At 39.5% G+C, this 17,706-nt stretch carries 16 protein-coding genes, 1 other RNA gene and 1 pseudogene; 13 read left to right on the forward strand and 5 right to left on the reverse strand.

All coding sequences use genetic code 11. The features are described 5' to 3' along the window. Positions 1 to 110: 110 nt before the first annotated feature. The 9 genes from CH361_RS16950 (at position 111) to CH361_RS16990 (ending at position 8,834) form a co-directional block, all read left to right on the forward strand. Positions 111 to 1,148, forward strand: coding sequence for a sulfate ABC transporter substrate-binding protein (locus CH361_RS16950; RefSeq protein ID WP_100792015.1), 1,038 nt, complete (start codon positions 111 to 113; stop codon positions 1,146 to 1,148). Between the two features lie 3 nt (positions 1,149 to 1,151). Then, on the forward strand, positions 1,152 to 1,979 hold the full coding sequence (cysT, locus tag CH361_RS16955; protein ID WP_100792016.1) for a sulfate ABC transporter permease subunit CysT: 828 nt from the start codon (positions 1,152 to 1,154) through the stop codon (positions 1,977 to 1,979). Continuing rightward, entirely contained in the window at positions 1,976 to 2,791 is an 816-nt protein-coding gene (gene cysW, locus CH361_RS16960) for a sulfate ABC transporter permease subunit CysW (RefSeq protein ID WP_100792017.1), read from the forward strand. Before cysT ends, cysW begins: the two co-directional genes overlap by 4 nt. After that, a complete protein-coding gene (locus tag CH361_RS16965; protein ID WP_100792018.1) occupies positions 2,781 to 3,845 on the forward strand; it encodes a sulfate/molybdate ABC transporter ATP-binding protein in 1,065 nt (354 codons plus the stop codon). The genes cysW and CH361_RS16965 overlap by 11 nt, the downstream gene beginning before the upstream one ends. A gap of 66 nt (positions 3,846 to 3,911) precedes the next feature. After that, positions 3,912 to 4,637, forward strand: a complete 726-nt coding sequence (locus CH361_RS16970; RefSeq protein WP_100792019.1) for a phosphoadenylyl-sulfate reductase — start codon at positions 3,912 to 3,914, stop codon at positions 4,635 to 4,637. Between the two features lie 7 nt (positions 4,638 to 4,644). Then, positions 4,645 to 5,553, forward strand: coding sequence for a sulfate adenylyltransferase subunit CysD (gene cysD, locus CH361_RS16975; protein WP_100792020.1), 909 nt, complete (start codon positions 4,645 to 4,647; stop codon positions 5,551 to 5,553). Further along, on the forward strand, positions 5,553 to 6,785 hold the full coding sequence (locus CH361_RS16980; RefSeq protein WP_100792021.1) for a sulfate adenylyltransferase subunit 1: 1,233 nt from the start codon (positions 5,553 to 5,555) through the stop codon (positions 6,783 to 6,785). The genes cysD and CH361_RS16980 overlap by 1 nt, the downstream gene beginning before the upstream one ends. 68 nt (positions 6,786 to 6,853) lie before the next feature. After that, positions 6,854 to 7,924, forward strand: a complete 1,071-nt coding sequence (locus CH361_RS16985; RefSeq protein WP_100792022.1) for a TauD/TfdA family dioxygenase — start codon at positions 6,854 to 6,856, stop codon at positions 7,922 to 7,924. A gap of 1 nt (position 7,925) precedes the next feature. After that, a complete protein-coding gene (locus CH361_RS16990; protein ID WP_100792023.1) occupies positions 7,926 to 8,834 on the forward strand; it encodes a bile acid:sodium symporter family protein in 909 nt (302 codons plus the stop codon). On the opposite strand, the gene CH361_RS16995 is transcribed toward CH361_RS16990, so the two are convergent. Together CH361_RS16995 and CH361_RS17000 are read right to left on the reverse strand one after the other, a co-directional pair. Continuing rightward, on the reverse strand, positions 8,831 to 10,498 hold the full coding sequence (locus tag CH361_RS16995) for an NADPH-dependent assimilatory sulfite reductase hemoprotein subunit (protein WP_100792024.1): 1,668 nt from the start codon (positions 10,496 to 10,498) through the stop codon (positions 8,831 to 8,833). The two genes, CH361_RS16990 and CH361_RS16995, sit on opposite strands and share 4 nt — an antisense overlap. Before the next feature lie 7 nt (positions 10,499 to 10,505). After that, positions 10,506 to 12,272 carry a diflavin oxidoreductase gene (locus CH361_RS17000; RefSeq protein ID WP_100792025.1) on the reverse strand — a complete coding sequence of 589 codons (1,767 nt, stop codon included), beginning with the start codon at positions 12,270 to 12,272 and terminating at the stop codon, positions 10,506 to 10,508. A gap of 165 nt (positions 12,273 to 12,437) precedes the next feature. Between CH361_RS17000 and cobA the strand changes: the two genes are divergently transcribed. Together cobA and CH361_RS17010 are read left to right on the forward strand one after the other, a co-directional pair. After that, positions 12,438 to 13,229: a uroporphyrinogen-III C-methyltransferase gene (gene cobA / locus CH361_RS17005; protein WP_100792026.1), complete on the forward strand. Its 792-nt coding sequence runs from the start codon at positions 12,438 to 12,440 to the stop codon at positions 13,227 to 13,229. Continuing rightward, positions 13,219 to 13,812 (forward strand): precorrin-2 dehydrogenase/sirohydrochlorin ferrochelatase family protein, encoded by a 594-nt coding sequence (locus CH361_RS17010; RefSeq protein WP_100792027.1) that lies wholly within the window; start codon positions 13,219 to 13,221, stop codon positions 13,810 to 13,812. Before cobA ends, CH361_RS17010 begins: the two co-directional genes overlap by 11 nt. Here the strand turns inward: CH361_RS17010 and CH361_RS17015 are convergent. After that, entirely contained in the window at positions 13,809 to 14,414 is a 606-nt protein-coding gene (locus CH361_RS17015) for an LBF_1134 family protein (protein ID WP_208861463.1), read from the reverse strand. The two genes, CH361_RS17010 and CH361_RS17015, sit on opposite strands and share 4 nt — an antisense overlap. Positions 14,415 to 14,457: 43 nt before the next feature. Here CH361_RS17015 and CH361_RS19905 point away from each other — a divergent pair. After that, positions 14,458 to 14,847 (forward strand): annotated as a pseudogene (locus CH361_RS19905) (nuclease-related domain-containing protein); the annotation flags it as partial. A 1,151-nt stretch (positions 14,848 to 15,998) separates the two neighbouring features. Here CH361_RS19905 and rnpB read toward each other — a convergent pair. Then, an RNA gene (rnpB, locus tag CH361_RS17025) (RNase P RNA component class A) lies at positions 15,999 to 16,346 on the reverse strand. Positions 16,347 to 16,451: 105 nt separating this feature from the next. Here rnpB and CH361_RS17030 point away from each other — a divergent pair. After that, entirely contained in the window at positions 16,452 to 16,898 is a 447-nt protein-coding gene (locus tag CH361_RS17030; RefSeq protein WP_100792028.1) for an LEPBI_I1174 family sigma 54-regulated protein, read from the forward strand. 371 nt (positions 16,899 to 17,269) lie between these two features. On the opposite strand, the gene msrB is transcribed toward CH361_RS17030, so the two are convergent. Continuing rightward, on the reverse strand, positions 17,270 to 17,650 hold the full coding sequence (gene msrB / locus CH361_RS17035) for a peptide-methionine (R)-S-oxide reductase MsrB (RefSeq protein ID WP_100792029.1): 381 nt from the start codon (positions 17,648 to 17,650) through the stop codon (positions 17,270 to 17,272). Positions 17,651 to 17,706: the final 56 nt, after the last annotated feature.

The following is a 17,706-nucleotide window of genomic DNA, read 5'->3' on the forward strand; positions in this document are numbered from 1 at the left end:
CGGTTTATGTCGGTAAGGGAAAATAGAGGGTTTTACGAAATAAATTTCGTTTGACAAATATTCACTAAATTGGAGGATGAGTTTGATTTATTAATCAAAAGGGCGCAAAAATGAAAAAATTTACCGAATTTCTCAATCTAAAACCAACAATTTCTGCAATATTGTGCATTTTTATCACGCTAGGGAGCCTCTCTTCCCTACTCGCTGATTCCACTTTCCTGCACGTGTCCTTTGACCCGACCAGGGAATTGTATGAAGAAATCAATAAGGCCTTCTTAAAAGAATGGAAGGCGAAAAAAGGAAGTGAGTTTGCGATCCAACAGTCCCACGGCGGTTCAGGGAAACAAGCTCGAGCGGTGATCGATGGTTTGGACGCCGACATTGTGAGCCTTGCTCTTTCTTATGACATTGATAGCATCTCCACCAAATCAGGGTTAATTGATGCAAATTGGCAAAAAAAACTTCCAAACAATAGTGTCCCTTACTACTCTACCATTGTATTTTTAGTTCGTAAGTCCAATCCCAAAAAAATCAAAGATTGGGATGATATCGTAAAACCAGGTGTTTCCATCATCACACCAAATCCAAAAACTAGCGGTGGTGCTCGTTGGAATTATTTAGCTGCCTATGGGTTTGCAAAACGCAAATACAAGTCTGATGAAAAAGCTACAGACTTCGTAAAAGCACTTTTCAAAAATACATCCGTCCTCGATACAGGAGCTCGTGGGTCCACAACTACCTTTGTCCAAAGAGGGATTGGTGATGTTCTCATCACTTGGGAGAATGAAGCAAAACTTTCTTTAGATGAAGAGAAAAGATCGGGAAAAAATACATTAGAAGTTGTTTATCCTTCTGAGTCCATTCGAGCAGAAACTCCTGTTGCGGTTGTTACTAAAACTGCTACAGAAAAAGGCAATTTGGAAAAAGCAACGACCTACTTAGAGTTTCTTTATACAAAAGAAGGACAATCTATCATTTCAAAGCATTTTTTTAGACCCATTGATCCCGCAATTGCCAAAGCTTCTGCAAAAGAATTTCCCAATATCAAATTATTTTCCCTATCCGATTTAGGGGAAACTTGGGATTCTGCACAGAAAAAACATTTTGCAGATGCAGGCGTCTTTGATGCCATCTACAAAACCCAATAAAATATGCTTATAGAAACCCGGCCGTATAAAAAAATACATTTAGGAATCAGTTTAGGACTGACAGTTTTTTACTCGTCCGCGGTTGTCATCATCCCACTTCTAGGTCTCTTCTTCCATTCCCTTGGGATTGGAGTTTCAGGAATCCTAGAAGTGTTTTCTGATGAAAGAATTCGCTCTGCACTTATTTTAAGTTTTAGTGTGGGGTTAATTTCTGCCCTCATCAACCTCTTTGTTGGATTTTTATTTGCTTGGGTTCTTGTTCGTTACAACTTCCCTTTTAAAAAATTACTCGATACCTTAATTGATTTACCTTTTACTTTGCCAACGGCAGTAGCAGGGATTGCACTCACAACCATCTACTCGCAAAACGGAATGATTGGATCTTTCTTTGACAAATGGGGAATCAAAATTGCTTACACTCCTATAGGAATCGTGATCGCTCTTGTTTTTATTGGATTTCCATTTGTAGTAAGAACCGTACAACCAGTCATTGAAGAGTTGCCAAAAGAACTAGAAGAAAGTGCACGTTGCCTGGGTGCTACTCCCTTCCAAACTTTTTACAAAGTGATACTCCCTGAACTTTGGCCCTCTCTTCTTGCGGGAACAGGTATGGCTTTTGCTAGAAGCATTGGTGAGTATGGATCTGTTGTTTTTATTTCGGGGAACATTCCAGGAAAAACGGAAATCCTTCCGCTCCTTATTGTCACCAAACTAGAACAATACGAATACGAAAAGGCGACCTCCATTGCTCTTGTAATGTTACTAACCTCTTTTGTTTTTATGTTTTTGATTAATTTACTCCAGGAAAGGGCTTCTAAAAAATTATCATGAAGAACAAAATATTCCCTATTTTCCTGGTGATTTTGGCCTATATTTTTGCTGGAATCATTCTTATTTTACCAATATATACAGTTTTTTCAGAAGCGTTTTCAGAAGGTTATACAAAGTATATCGAATCCATCACGAGTGAATATGCACTTTATGCCATTGGACTCACGGTTAAGGTAGCAGTGATCTCTGTCATTTTGAATACAGTTTTTGGTATCACGGCTGCTTTTACGATCACTAGGTTTAATTTTCCCGGCAAAAATATTTTAGTCACCATCATTGATACCCCATTTGCCGTATCACCGGTGGTATCAGGGCTCATCTTTTTATTGTTATTCGGAAGACAAGGTTACTTTGGTGATTTTCTTTCCGCTAATGGAATCAAAATTGTGTTTAATACACCGGGGCTGATCCTTGCGACCGTATTCATCACCTTTCCTTTTGTTGCCAGAGAGCTTGTCCCTCTTATGCAAAGCCAAGGAAGAGAAGAAGAAGAAGCCGGTATGTTACTTGGAGCGAGTTTTCCCCAACTTCTCAAACGAGTCATCCTTCCCAATATCAAATGGGGACTATTATACGGAATCATTCTTTGTAATGCGAGAGCTATGGGAGAATTTGGAGCTGTGTCCGTACTCAGTGGACATATCCGAGGAAAAACAACCACTCTTCCTTTACATATTGAAATGTTATACAACGAGTTTGATTCTGTAGGTGCCTTTTCTTGTGCCACCTTACTCGTATTTCTCTCTCTACTCACACTCATCTTTAAATGGATTTTGGAAAAACGAACCGCGAGTCAAAAAAATGCCGATTGAAATCAATAACGTAAATAAAACCTTTGGGTCGTTCACTGCTCTAAAAGATGTCAACCTTTCCATTCCTGATGGAGAACTTGTTGCTTTACTTGGACCCTCGGGTTCAGGAAAAACCACCTTACTTCGAATCATCGCTGGCCTCGAAGAACCAACCAATGGCAAAGTCGAATTTGTAGGTGAAAATCTTTCTAAGTCCAAAATTCAAAATGGAGAAGTTGGTTTTGTTTTTCAACACTATGCCCTCTTTCGCCATATGACCATTGCAGAAAATATTGCCTTTGGTTTGGAAGTGAGACCAAAAGCCCTCAGGCCTTCCAAAAAAGAAATCCAAGAAAAGATTTCAAAACTACTCACCCTCATCCAACTCGAAAAATTCCATAACCGTTACCCTCATGAGTTATCTGGAGGGCAACGCCAACGTGTAGCCTTGGCCCGTGCCCTTGCCATTGAACCAAAATTTTTATTACTCGATGAACCTTTCGGAGCACTGGATGCCAAAGTCAGAAAGGAACTCAGAAACTGGTTACGAAGGCTTCATGATGAAATTCATATCACGAGTGTTTTTGTAACCCATGACCAAGAAGAAGCTTTGGAAGTAAGTGATCGCATTGTCATCCTCAATCAGGGGCAATTGGAACAAGTAGGGAGTCCTGATGAAGTTTATAACAAACCAAAGTCCCCTTTTGTTTTCCATTTCCTTGGGGATGTAAATCTCTTCCATGGTCGGATTGAAGAAGGAAAAACCAAAATTGGAAATTTGGCTCTCGATAGTGGTGAGCACCAGGATGTAAAAGAGTCGGTAGCGGTGGCCTATGTTCGTCCTTATGATGTGGAAATCGTAAGAGAATCCGACCAAGGAATTGCAGCCGAAATCCAATACATCCATTCGACAGGTAGGAATGTGCGAGTGGAGCTCAAACGAGTGGATACAGGCACTCTCATCGAATCCGTACTAGAACAGGAAACCTATCGCCTTCTGAACCTTTTGCCCGGAGAAACGGTCTATTTAAGGATTAAGAAGGCAAAAGTTTACGTAGAAGACTTCTCTATCTAGTAATTTCCGCTAATATAGTTTACAAATCGTCCAATATACAAAACATTGGATGGTAGGATTGGAAAAATGGGAAATTTGGAAGTTTTGCAAGAAACCTATACCTCCCTCTCACTGGAACAGGGATTAAAACAACTCAGTTTGGATTTTCCAGGAAAGGTCGTGTTCACAACCAGTTTTGGATTGGAAGACCAGGCCATCACTCACGCCATTCTCGCCAACCAAATCGACATTCGCATTGCCACTTTGGATACAGGACGACTTTTTCAAGAAACCTATGATGTTTGGCAAAAAACAAACATCCGTTATGGGGTAAGAATCGAAGCGTTTTATCCCAATGAAAAAGAGATACAGTCCTATGTGGAAGAGAATGGACCCAATGCTTTTTATGATTCCCAAGACTTAAGAAAAGAATGTTGCCGAATTCGTAAACTGGTTCCCCTCGATACCATTTTAAAAGACACAGAAGTCTGGGTCACGGGCCTACGAAAAGACCAATCAGGATTTCGGACAGAAATGTCTATTTTTGAAACTGACACCCAAAGAAATTTAATCAAATACCAACCACTACTTTTATGGTCCTTTGAAGATACTTGGAAGTATATCAGAGAACACAATGTACCTTATAATCTATTACACGATAAAGGTTTTCCAAGCATTGGCTGTGCTCCTTGCACTCGCGCCATTGAACCAGGGGAAGATTTTCGTGCAGGCCGATGGTGGTGGGAACAAGAATCTAAAAAAGAGTGCGGCTTACACTGGGTAGACGGCAAACTCACACCGAAAAAAGGATAATACCAACATGACCGATTTACATCGACTTTCTCATCTAGACCAACTAGAATCGGAAGCCATCTATATTTTAAGAGAGGTAGCAGCTCAATTTGAAAGGCCTGCCCTTCTGTTTTCGGGAGGGAAGGATTCTATTTGTTTAGTCCATCTTGCACTCAAAGCCTTCCGACCTGGAAAATTTCCATTCCCACTCGTTCATATTGATACAGGGCATAACTTTGATGAGGCGCTAAAATTCAGAGATGATTTGGCAGAACGAACTGGAGAAAAACTAATTGTTCGTTATGTGCAAGACTCTATCGACCAAGGAAAGGCCGTTGAAGAAAAAGGTAAATTTCCAAGTCGCAATGCCATCCAAGCGGTGACACTTCTAGATACCATAGCTGAGTTTAAATTCGATGCTTGTATTGGTGGGGCTCGTCGAGATGAAGAAAAGGCAAGAGCCAAAGAAAGAATTTTTTCTGTCAGAGATGAATTTGGATCTTGGGATCCAAAACTCCAACGTCCTGAACTTTGGAATATCTATAATGGAAAAATCCATGTCGGTGAAAATGTTCGTGTGTTTCCTATCAGCAACTGGACAGAACTTGATGTTTGGGAATACATTCGCAAAGAAAAAATAGAACTTCCTTCTTTGTATTTTTCTCACAGGAGAGAAATTGTATGGCGAGAAGACCTAGTATTTCCGGTATCCAAATTCATTAGTTTAGATAATTCCGATAAAGTGGAAACAAGAACGGTTCGTTTCCGAACTGTGGGAGATATGACCTGCACAGCAGCTGTCGAATCCGAAGCCAATTCCATTGACGACATCATTCGCGAAATCCAAGTTTCAAGAACAACTGAAAGAGGCTCACGTCTTGATGACAAACGTTCCGAAGCAGCCATGGAAGATAGAAAAAAAGGCGGATACTTTTAATGGATATTTTACGTTTTATTACTGCTGGTAGTGTGGATGATGGAAAGTCAACCCTCATCGGACGATTGTTATATGATAGTAAATCTATTTTTCAAGACCAATTAGAAGCGATTGAAAAAGCAGGCCAAGTGAATGGTCAAATCAACCTCGCCCTTCTCACTGACGGACTAAAAGCCGAAAGAGAACAAGGGATCACCATCGACGTTGCTTATAAATACTTCTCGACACCCAAAAGAAAGTTTATCATTGCCGATGCACCGGGTCACGTCCAATACACAAGAAATATGGTAACTGGCGCATCTAACTCTGATCTTGCGATCATTTTAATTGATGCTAGAAAAGGTGTGATCGAACAAACCTATAGACATTCCTATATTGTATCTCTACTGCGTATTCCGTATGTTGTTGTTTGTATCAACAAAATGGACTTAGTCGATTTTTCTGAGGAAGTATTTTTAAACATTCAAAAACAATATTTAGAATTTGCAAAAGACCTAGATTTAAAATCAATCCACTTCCTTCCAATTTCCGCACTCAATGGGGACAACGTGGTGGATCTATCAGCATCCATGCCTTGGTGGAAAGGAAAATCACTCCTTGGTTTTTTAGAAGACATTGAACTTCATACAGAAGAAGAATCTCCTGCACCGAGATTTCCTGTGCAAAATGTAATCCGCCCTCAAACGACAGAATACCATGATTACAGAGGTTATGCGGGTCAAATTCGCAGTGGCCATTTCACCGTTGGTGATTCCATTACCGTTTTACCGAGTGGCCTAAAATCCAAAATCAAAGCCATTGATACCTATGCAGGTTCCGTGAATTCTGCCTATGCTCCCATGTCCGTTGCCATTCGGTTGGAAGATGAAATCGACGTGAGCCGTGGGGATATGCTCGTTGTCACTGGACAAGAGCCCACTACCTCACAAGACCTGGAAGCCCATATTTGTTGGATGGACCAAAAGCCGATGACTCCGGGTTCCAAATATTTACTCCGCCAAACCACAAATGCGGTAAAGGCCTCCATTCGTTCCTTGGAATACCGAGTGGAAACAAGCACTCATGAAAAGAAGGAACAGACAAGCCTAGCCCTAAATGAAATAGGAAAGGTCACGATCAGGACGGCAAAACCAGTAGCATATGACCCTTATTCCAAAATTCGAGGCACCGGTAGCTTTGTTTTGGTCGATGAAGGGACCAACCAAACGGTCGCGGCGGGAATGTTATTGTAGAACTTTAGTTCAATATAACAGATTTTTTCTTGCTATAAAATAACGGGGTTCAATAAGATGGCAGTAGTATGAGCCGAGCCACTACGACTGCCACCCATTGGATCCGAAAGTCTTTCATCGGGGAGACAAAACTTCCCATCGTTTATGAACCCGGAGAGGAAAAAGATCTTACAGACCTAACCCACTGGATCCAAAAAAACCAGAAAGAATGGAGAGAGGATCTCAAAACCTACGGAGCCATTCTCTTTCGTGGTTTCCCCATCCATGAAGCAACCGACTTCCAATCTGTTTTGTTCGCCACGGAAGAAAAAAAATTGGGTGAATTCTATTTGGGAACTTCTCCCAGAGATCAAGTCGTAAAACACGTGTTTACTGCAAGTGAGCTCCCTCCTCACTATCCGATCATGCAACATGCTGAGATGAGTTTTCTAGATAACCCACCAAAACTATTATTCTTTTATGCAGAAAAAGCTGCAGAAACTGGTGGTGAATCTCCCATTGCAGATCTTAGAGAAATTTATAAAGATATTGATCCGAAGATCAAAGAAAAAATCCAGAACCATGGAATCCGTTATAGAAGACGTTATGATGGTCCATCGACGAAAGCTAGGTTCTCATTATGGAAAACCAAACGTTGGGACGAAATGTTTGGAACTACCAATCTAGATGAAGTTAAAAAGATCTCAGACAAAAATCGATTCCAATTGGATTGGTTCGGGCAAGATTCCTTAACCATCACCAATGAACAATCGGGTTTTAGAGTTCATCCAGAAGCAAAAACTATTGCATGGCATAACCATTCACAAACTTTCCATTACCAAGCAGCAGTTAGCGAAGTTTGGAAAATATTCAAAAGACAAAAAACATTTAGAGCCCTTGGTGTTGCCCTTCTCCTCACACTCCTAACATTGATCAAACGAATTTCTGGACAGGAATCTCATGACGTACATGTTACCTATGGAAATGGAGAAGAAATTTCAGCAAAAGAAATGAAATCGATTGCCGATGTGTTTTGGAAACATTTAGTCGCAATTCCATGGCAAACAGGAGATGTAATGATCATTGATAACCTGTCTGTTTCACACGGTAGACTCCCCTTTACCGGCCCACGTCGAATTCTTGTAGGATGGTCAGACTAAAATGGATATTAATTCAGTTCGCCTTAATTTTAACAAAGACTCAGTTTACCTAATCAATGCTCTCGTTGGTTTTATTATGTTTGGAATTGCTTTGGAATTAAAACTCCAAGACTTCAAACATCTACTCCGCTATCCCAAACCAGCGTTTGTTGGTCTATTTAGCCAATACATTCTGTTACCAGTAGCCACCCTCCTCATCATTTGGGTGATCAATCCTCATCCAGGTCTTGCTCTCGGTATGGTTCTTGTGGCTGCTTGTCCCGGTGGGAATATGTCAAATTTTTTCACACATTTAGCGAAGGGAAATTTAGCTTTATCTGTGAGTTTAACCACGTTTTCCTCTGCTTTCGCTTTTATTCTGACTCCTATTGGATTTTTCTTTTGGGGAAATTTACTGCCCATCACTCGGGAGTATCTTAAATCGATTTCAGTCAGTCCTTATGAGATTTTAGTTTCCATCACGGTCTTACTTGTCGTCCCACTCATCCTAGGAATTCTCTTTCAAAAATTTTTTCCAAAACTCACACACACTGTGAAACGCGCAGTGCAAAGGATTTCGATTTTATTACTCGGCTTTTTTATTGTAGGAGCTCTCGCGAGTAACTGGAAGTTCTTTAAAGAGTACATCCATCTGCTCTTTGGGCTTGTATTCGTGATGAACTTGGCCGGACTTTCTTTAGGATATTACTTTGCTAAACTGTTTCGTTTACCATTAGGCGATAGAAAAACGGTAGCGATCGAAACAGGAATTCAAAACTCAAGTCTTGGCCTTGCGATTGTCTTCGGTTTCTTTGATGGACTGGGCGGTATGGCAATGATTTGTGCTTGGTGGGGAATCTGGCACCTGATAGCCGGTGCCGCGATTGCTACTTATTGGAATAAAACTGCTCCCAAGGAATTGGAATCTTAATTTAAGATTCCAATTCGATTGATATAATCTCCAAAAGACTCTTTGGAATTTCTTTCTTTTGCAAATTTTCCAAAGAGCCCATCTAATTCAGAAAGAATTGCTGTTTCATCCAAATCTTCTTTATACTTACGATTGAGCCTGTAACCTTCCGCATCTGCTCCCAAATGTAAATTGTACTTTCCATAAGAAGTTCCGACAAGTCCAATCTCAGAAATATAAGGCCGTGCACATCCATTGGGACAACCTGTCATTCGGATCGATACTGGTTCTTCTGCAAGTCCATGTTTTCCAAGGATGGGTTCAATCTTATCAATGAGGCTAGGAAGGTATCTCTGTCCTTCGGCCAAAGCCAAAGAACAAGTACTTAATGCCACACAAGCGATTGAATTTTTACGAATCGGAGAAACCTCTGCCGTTTTTCGATGAACACCAAACTTAACGAGAATGGATTCAATGAGATCCTTATCTTTTGGAAAAATATCAGAAAGAATTAAGTTTTGATTACAAGTGAAACGAAACGTTGCTCTTCTAGTTTTGGAAACTTCTAAAAGTGCTGTTTTTAAGTTGTAACCATGTTCATCACAAACACGACCATTTTCCACAAACACAGTATAATGCCAGTTACCTGCTGCATCTTGTTTCCAACCAAAATCGTCAATCCTTTGTGTGAATTGATAATCTTTTGTCGGTTCAAAACTAATCCCGGTTCTTTTTTCTACTTCTCTTTTGTAAAACTCAACACCCAATCGGTCCAAAGTATACTTCAAACGAGAGAGTTTTCGATCTTCACGATTTCCGAAATCTCTCTGTACGGTTACAATTTCATAAACGACTTTTAAGATATCTTTTTTAGGAATAAAACCAAATACAGTTCCCACTCTTGGATATGTATCTGGATTTCCATGTGTGGTTCCGAGACCACCACCAACGGCTACATTGAAACCAACGAGTTGCCCATTCTCAATGATGGCGATGAGTCCGATATCATTCGTAAAAAGATCTACATCGTTATAAGGAGGAATTGCAATTGCAATTTTAAACTTACGAGGCAAGTAAACATCTTTGTATAATGGATCTTCTGGTTCTTCCTTTTCAGCCAAAAGACTTTCATCGAGCCAGATCTCATAATAAGCTCTTGTTTTTGGCAAAAGGGAACGACTGATTTCCCCTGCATACCCAAACACCTCTTTGTGCAAAGGACTTGTGGCAGGGTTTGAAGTACAAGTTACGTTACGATTGACATCCCCACAAGCAGCAACGGAATCCAAAAACACAGAATCAAACGCTTTGATGGTTGGTTTGATTTTTGCTTTTAAAATTCCATGAAGTTGCACTGTTTGGCGTGTTGTGATTTTAATGGTTCCTGTGGAATTTTCACCAGCCACATTATGTAAGGCTTCCCAGTGGACAGGCCCAATCATTCCACCAGGGATTCGCAAACGAATCATAAAGGAATAAAGTCGTTCTAATTTTTTTACAGCACGTTCTTCTCGACGATCACGATCATCTTGTTGGTACATTCCATGAAACTTGAGTAGTAGTTGGTCATCGGAACGAAGAGAACCAGTATGTTCATCTTTCAAACTTTCTGCAAGTGTTCCCCTAAGCCCTCGACTGAGGCGTTTTACTTTTTCTGCGATTGATTCTTTTTTTTGTTCTGCCATGATTACCTCAGTAAACGTCTTTAATGTAGCGACCGGCCTCTTCTAATTCTTTTAAATAATCAGAAGCATCTTTTCCTGTATCAAATGTTCTTTCCGATAGAATTTCAATGAGTTTGCGGTCAACATCCTTACTCATTGGATCTTTTGACCCACATAGATAAATCACTGCTCCACTTTCGATCCACTTCAAAAGTTCGGCAGCATTTTCTCCCATTCGGTCCTGAACATAAACTTTCTGCTTTGTATCTCTAGAGAAAGCAGCATTTAACTTATGCAATACGCCTGTATCCATTAGTTCCAAAAGCTCTGTTTGGTAATAAAAATCGGAGACAAAATTTCGTTCTCCAAAAAATAACCAATTCTTTCCATTGCCACTGGATTGTTCTCTTTCAAATAAAAAACTTCTAAAAGGAGCAATTCCTGTCCCCGGCCCAATCATAATGATATCAGTATCGGGACTTGGTAACCGGAAGGAATTATTTCTTTGGATGAAGAAAGGAACCACATCCCCTTCTTTTAAATCTGCTAAAAATCCAGAACAAAAACCAGTTTTAATACCAGTAAAAGTTTCGATTTCTACTTCTGCGACTGTTAGATGGACTTCTTCTTCACCGTGTGCTGCCGGGCTAGAAGCAATCGAATAATATCTTGGAACAATTGGTTCCAAGATATCAACAAGTGCCTGAAGTTCTAATTGTTTTTCAGAAGGATATAATGTTAATAAAACATCTAAATCCAATTTACCGGAAGGGATTTCTTTTCCAACAAGACCCGCATATTTTTGGATCACTCTATCAGGTAAAAAACGTGCTGATACTTTTTTACGGAATAAATCATAAGCCATCCAAGTTTCCCCTTTATAAGTAACTCGAGACTCACGATCTGTTTTTAACAAAGACATAATTCTGTTCACTTCATCTTCGCGATTGTATGCTAAGAACCCAGCACTATCGCCTGGAAGATAATCAACAGGAACTGGAGATTTGATTTCGATATGTCTTGTTGATTTACTAGCACCGACATCATTTAAAACAATATTTGTAACAACAGTGCCTTCATAAACAACCTTACCACCAGCTGCTGGTTTGGTTACGGGGCCTTGATTGGGTTTTTGAGTTTGTGTTGTTGCTGTTTTAGAATGTGCATTGAGTTTAGAAATAAGTTCACTCATCCAGGGTTTGGCAACCAAGTCAAAGTCTACATCACATTTTCCTAATGGTTGGATACGTTCTGCACCTAATTTAGCGAGCAGCGAATCAACATCTTCACCGGTTTGGCAGAAAAGTGGGTAACTTGTATCACCTAATCCAAGTACAGCGAATTTAACTTTTGATAATGAATCTTTTGAATCGGTCAAAATTTGAATGAAAGGTTTTGCCGCTTGAGGTGGTTCTCCATCTCCATGAGTTGAAACCACAACAAATAAATATTCTTCTTCTTTAAGATCTTTAGCTTTGTAAGTATCTGTACTTTTTAACTTGGCAGAGACGCCAAGTTCTTTTAATTTTTTAACAAGTTCTGTTCCAAGTTTCTTCGAATTGCCAGTTTCCGTCCCATAAACAACGCTGCATTGGATGGGTTGAGTTTTTAAATTTCCATGTAAAGGGTCTGTTCCCGAATCAATGCTCACAGGAGGTGTGAGGGAGACATCTACACTTCCCCCAATACTTGCCTGAGTGAGCGCTGATAAATATCCAGACATCCACACCCATTCGTCCTTTGTGGATTCCTTCAGTAACTGTAAAAAGCGATTGCGTTTCTCATCGGATAGCATAAAAACCTATTTTTGATTTGGATTCCAGTAAAACATCCAAAAAGTCTGATAAATTGAATCTTCCTCCAGAGATATAGCCCAAGTAAACCAAAAAACTGGAGATTTTGTAGAAATAATTAGCCAATCACTTGACTATTTCGTGCGATATCGCAAGGTATAACAGATATGTCCTCCAATAAGACAGAACATGGGTTTGTCAGTTTTGTGAGCGGTGGCCCCGGTCCCATTGACCTTTTGACCCTCCGTGGGCGAAGCCGCATCGAATCCGCCGAGGTCATTCTTTACGATGCTCTACTCGATCCAGGCTTTTTAGACTTATTTCCTGAGGATGCTCAGATTCTTTACGTTGGAAAAAGAGCAAACGAACATGCCCGCACCCAGTTAGAGATCAACGCCCTACTTGTAGAATTTGCATCACAAGGAAAAAGGGTGGTGCGTCTGAAAGGCGGCGATGCTTCTATTTTTGGAAGGCTTGCCGAAGAGATCCAAAGTTTAGAAGAAGTGGGAATTCCTTTCGAGGTAATTCCGGGAGTGAGTTCCGTAACAACGGGAATGGCTGAATTAGGTCTCTCTCTCACGGTTCGTGGAATATCCAGACAAATCATCATCCTCGATGGTCATACCATTTTAGAAGACGAACGCAGTTGGATCGGGATGGAAAATTTTTTAGGCACCATTGCCATCCTGATGGGAAGTAAAAAAACAAAGGAACTTGCAGAAACGTTAATTCGTAAAGGAATCAAAGAATCAACTCCAGTGGTTCTAGCAGAAAAAGTGGGAAATGGAAATCCCGTTTATACAACATCCACTCTAGGAGAAACTGCCTTGGCTGGAATCATTAAACATTCCGCTGGTCCAGGAATCTTTTATGTGGGAGAAGTGATCCGCCCTCTTTTGAAACGCGAAGAAAAACTCCGAGGCAAAAAATCACAAAATCTCATTTCCAATGAATTATAAAAAATATCCCATCTTCTTAAATTTAGAAAATAAAAATATTCTAATTGTTGGTGGAGGGAATGCTTGTTTAGAAAAACTTTTGGGACTTGAATTTACTGGTGCCAAAATCCATATCATCTCGATTCATTTTAATGCTGAAGTAAAAACTTTTTTAATTAAGTATCCAAACATCATCACAGAAGAACGTGCCGTTAAAGAAGAAGATCTGAACCATCGCGATATTATTTTTTTAGGTACGAATGACCCCGAAACAAATCAAAAATTCCGGACCCTTGCAAAGGCAAAAGGAATTTGGGTCAATTCGGTTGATGATCCCAAAAATTGTGACTTCTATTCATCTTCATCAGTAACAATCGGACCAATTCAATTTGCGATATCCACCGATGGAAAGTTTGCCGGTGTTTCCTCTACTTTACGGAAACTTTTTGAAGAAACCATCCCAGAAGAGGACCATGAGTTAATGGAAACTCTTTTTGAAATGCGTAGGAACTTAAAAGAAATCCTTCCGAGCGAAAAAGAAAGAAGACTCGCTTTAAAGGAAATTATACAAAACTTAAATTCAAAATATTTTCGTAAATCCTAATTCGAATCTGGATAAATTTGAATCGTTGTGATTTGGTGTTCGTTGGACCAAACCGAATGTAAAGGAATATTCACAATCATCTTCTCATTACTATCCAACCTAGCTGTCCATTCACCAGGCGTTCTTGGTTCTGCAAATTTCACTTTTTTGATAGGGAAAGGGAACTGAATCTCAAATTGAATGAACTCCACAAGAGTATTGAACCTAAGTAGATCATCGCGAAGTTTTGCTTCCGTTAGAATAGAATTAATTTCATCCTTATTAATTTCCAATGCCAAAAGAAGTGGAGAAGATTTACTAGTGTCCACAACCAGTTGGATTTCGTGAATTTGATCTTCTGTAAATTCGATAAACCGAAATCCTGGAGGAAGGATATGAGTATAATTTTTAAATTGATAGGCTCTTTCCTTGATGCTGATTTCAAGTTCTCCGACAGGAACAAGTCCTGATCCAAAAAACAAACCAGAAGTTTTTTTAGTAATTTTTTTCTGATACAAAACCAAATCGCCGGAAAGATCAGGTTTGATTTTTATTTTAATATTTCCACCAGCACAGGCAGAAAACAATAAACAGAAAAAAAAGGAGAGTGAGATCAGTTTCATATCGCCAATGGAATCATTTGTGGTAAGATTAAAGAACTAAAAAATGATTTATCCAAAACAGTTTCACGGAAAAGCGAAAGATATTTCGCTCGAATCCCATTTTTATACCCGTTTTTCTAAGGAAATTCGCATTCATTGTAATATCTATTATTCCATAACCCTCATCACTCCCGATGTTCCAATGCGAGAAATCGACTTTCTTGTGATCTCACCCTATGGAGTGATCACCATCGAATTAAAGAATGGAAGGTGGAGGCAACGAAAAGGCGAATGGGAATTTTATAATGTTCGAGAAAGAGATTGGAAATCAGTGGAAGGCAAATCTTATTCTAACCCCATTGAACAAGTGGTGACCCAAAGAGATTTAGTTAGAGAATTTTTTAAAAACCATAACAACTTAACTGATTTATTTCCGGAAGATTATTATGATAGTGCTGTTTTCTTTTTAAAAAATGAAAGAAAGGAATTTCATTTACCTAATGATAAACATCTTTTTGTATTTGGAGGTAAGGAACTAAAAGATGATATTGATTTAAACTCCATCTTGGAAACCATTCTCCAACAACAGAACAGAGAACCATTACCGGAATCTGTTTTGCTAAAAGCACACGAAATCATTAAAAAAAATCTCAACTTCTTTCAAACTTTCCGCTCACAAAAAGAAAAGGAAGAAGAGAATTTATTATTTTTCACAAAAGAACAGTTTGAGTTGGTGGAAGGAATCAATCATTACCCACATAACTTAGTATTTGGAAGTACGGGTTCTGGAAAATCGATCCTGGCCGGAGAGTTAGCTCTACAAAATGCACGAGCCGGTAAAAAAGTTTTATTATGGCAAGGAGCAAAGGCTCTTTATGAGATTTGGAAAGAGGAATTGGCCAACATCCCAGAAAAAACAAATATTGAACTCATCTCAAATCTAAACGAACTAGATCATAACCACATGGATCTTCTCATCGCTGATGGAATCGAAGACATCATCGATCAATTACCAGAGAATGAAGTTTTTTTATATCTCTCAAAATTCTTTTGGGAAAATAAAAATTGGATTCTGTTTATTTCCAGACGGTTCAAATATTCGAAATCAGATTTGCTCAATTATTGGAATTCATTACCTGTTCATATCTGGGACATCACTCGAAACATAAGAAACTCTCCTGAAATTGTTCATTTGGCAAATGCCCTACTCTCAGACTTTTCCGAATCACCTACCCTAACCAATTTTTCTGATATTCAATTCATAAAAGTAGACGATGACATAACAGACCAAATACGATGGTGTTATGGTTATGCTAAAAAAGTTTTAGAAGTAGTTAACGATGAAATTGTTGTGATTTACAAGTCGGAAGAGTTTGCCTCACAAAATGGATTAAAACAATTTCTAGATGAAAACGGAATGAGAAACTATTCTTACAAAGAATTTGCGGGGATGGAAGAAACATGTGGGATCATCATTGGTTTTGAAAACTGGAATCAAACAGAAACTAGAAACAGTCTAGCAGAAACAATTCTAAAAATCAGGAGCCTTGTTTGTGTATTCTACTCACCTAACGAAGAAGAGGTAATTCAAGGTATTCTAAAAAAAGGTGACTCTGGCCCGTAAGCCGGATTCTGTTTTATGCGATCATTTATCTAATGCTCTCTACCCACAACCTGGCGGGACAAACTCATAACGGTTGTTTACTTGAGATTGCACATCGGAGGGTTTACCCGCCTCTACTTTTACAAATAGAGCGGTGGGCTCTTACTCCACCATTTCACCCTTACCTACCGAAGTAGGCGGTATACTTTCTGTTGCACTTTCCGTCTATTAGTTCCATTTCTGGAATCTAACAGCCCAAGTGTTACTCGGTCCGATTGTCCCCTAGTGTCCGGACTTTCCTCCCCTCTCCTTCCAGAAGAAAGGAAAAAGGCGATCGCTCGGCCAGAGTCAGTTTCATTAGAAAGTCAGTATCGAAATCGTCTATGAGTATTTTATCGTATTTGGCACAAATTATGCATTCTATAAGTCGAGAAAGTCTGCGAGGCTTAGATTGTATGACCAAATACCAAACTGCTATATTATTCATCATTTCTTTTGGTTTGCATGCAAATCCAATCTTTGAGGAATCTGCCGAAGACATCTTGCGGAACACGAGGTTGTCTAGAATTCCTTCCGTCATTACGGGACTGGAAGAGAGAGCGATTCAAAAAATGGAATCAAACGACCTCATCTCTGCTAGAGAGGATCTAAAAAAAGCCATCCAACTCAAACATGCAATTGGGATGAAAGAGTCTGAGGGAAATGCTAGCTTACTTTTACAAATTTCTAAATTAGAATCGAGACTGGGCAACCGTTGTGAAGCCAACCAATACTCTCACTTAGCCAAAAGGATTGCTCTCCGAATCGGACTCAACTTGGGCGCGGTTGCCCTGGATCGTGCTGTAGTTCCCGATAGCAGAAAACCGGAAGGTTGCCTGGAAGTATCCTGGTTGAAAGAGTAAGTGACTTACTTTTTCTAGCTAGTAGAAATTTCGCGCGCCTTACCTTTGACAACGCCTTACCTTTGACAACGCCTTACCTTTGACAACGCCTTACCTTTGACAACGCCTTACCTTTGACAACGCCTTACCTTTGACAACGCCTTACCTTTGACAACGCCTTACCTTTGACAACGCCTTACCACTGACCAAAGTAAGCCAATATCCCAAAAAGCTAACTGACTAAAGTTGGTAACATCCTCTCGAACTTTAATTGCAATAACTTATGTAAGGGAATCACATTTACAAACTTAGTTATAACAGACTTACACTTTCAAAAAAAACTCTAATGGGATATCTCTGAATCATAACTTCTTCCTTTAAAAGGGATCCATTTATTCCTTTTGAAATTTCAAAGATGCGGAGTTCACACAATAACGTAATCCAGTAGGTTTTGGTCCATCTGGAAACACATGACCAAGATGTGCTCCGCAGTTTTGACAATGGATTTCTGTTCTTACCATTCCATGACTTTGATCTGACTCTGTTGCTACAGCTTCTTTTTTAACTGGCTCATAGTAACTAGGCCAACCACTACCAGAATCATACTTAGCTTGAGATGAAAACAAGGCCTCTCCACAACAAACACAAAGATATGTTCCTTTCTCTTTATGTTCATAATACTCACCAGTAAACGGCCGTTCGGTGCCTTTTTCTCTGGTGACTTGGTATTGTAAGGGAGTGAGTTTTTCTTTCCAATTTTTTTCGTTCATCATAAACCATTCCTTATTAATTGAGACTTAGTTTCAATATCATATTTTATTTTTTTAGC

Source organism: Leptospira brenneri (assembly GCF_002812125.1).
GTDB lineage: Bacteria > Spirochaetota > Leptospiria > Leptospirales > Leptospiraceae > Leptospira_A > Leptospira_A brenneri.

Bases quoted from the DNA above. Each gene is read 5' to 3' on its own strand.
- CH361_RS16950 (WP_100792015.1), top strand. From the start codon at position 111: ATGAAAAAATTTACCGAATTTCTCAATCTAAAACCAACAATTTCTGCA.
- cysT (WP_100792016.1), top strand. From the start codon at position 1,152: ATGCTTATAGAAACCCGGCCGTATAAAAAAATACATTTAGGAATCAGT.
- cysW (WP_100792017.1), top strand. From the start codon at position 1,976: ATGAAGAACAAAATATTCCCTATTTTCCTGGTGATTTTGGCCTATATT.
- CH361_RS16965 (WP_100792018.1), top strand. From the start codon at position 2,781: ATGCCGATTGAAATCAATAACGTAAATAAAACCTTTGGGTCGTTCACT.
- CH361_RS16970 (WP_100792019.1), top strand. From the start codon at position 3,912: ATGGGAAATTTGGAAGTTTTGCAAGAAACCTATACCTCCCTCTCACTG.
- cysD (WP_100792020.1), top strand. From the start codon at position 4,645: ATGACCGATTTACATCGACTTTCTCATCTAGACCAACTAGAATCGGAA.
- CH361_RS16980 (WP_100792021.1), top strand. From the start codon at position 5,553: ATGGATATTTTACGTTTTATTACTGCTGGTAGTGTGGATGATGGAAAG.
- CH361_RS16985 (WP_100792022.1), top strand. From the start codon at position 6,854: ATGAGCCGAGCCACTACGACTGCCACCCATTGGATCCGAAAGTCTTTC.
- CH361_RS16990 (WP_100792023.1), top strand. From the start codon at position 7,926: ATGGATATTAATTCAGTTCGCCTTAATTTTAACAAAGACTCAGTTTAC.
- CH361_RS16995 (WP_100792024.1), bottom strand. From the start codon at position 10,498: ATGGCAGAACAAAAAAAAGAATCAATCGCAGAAAAAGTAAAACGCCTC.
- CH361_RS17000 (WP_100792025.1), bottom strand. From the start codon at position 12,272: ATGCTATCCGATGAGAAACGCAATCGCTTTTTACAGTTACTGAAGGAA.
- cobA (WP_100792026.1), top strand. From the start codon at position 12,438: ATGTCCTCCAATAAGACAGAACATGGGTTTGTCAGTTTTGTGAGCGGT.
- CH361_RS17010 (WP_100792027.1), top strand. From the start codon at position 13,219: ATGAATTATAAAAAATATCCCATCTTCTTAAATTTAGAAAATAAAAAT.
- CH361_RS17015 (WP_208861463.1), bottom strand. From the start codon at position 14,414: ATGAAACTGATCTCACTCTCCTTTTTTTTCTGTTTATTGTTTTCTGCC.
- CH361_RS17030 (WP_100792028.1), top strand. From the start codon at position 16,452: ATGACCAAATACCAAACTGCTATATTATTCATCATTTCTTTTGGTTTG.
- msrB (WP_100792029.1), bottom strand. From the start codon at position 17,650: ATGATGAACGAAAAAAATTGGAAAGAAAAACTCACTCCCTTACAATAC.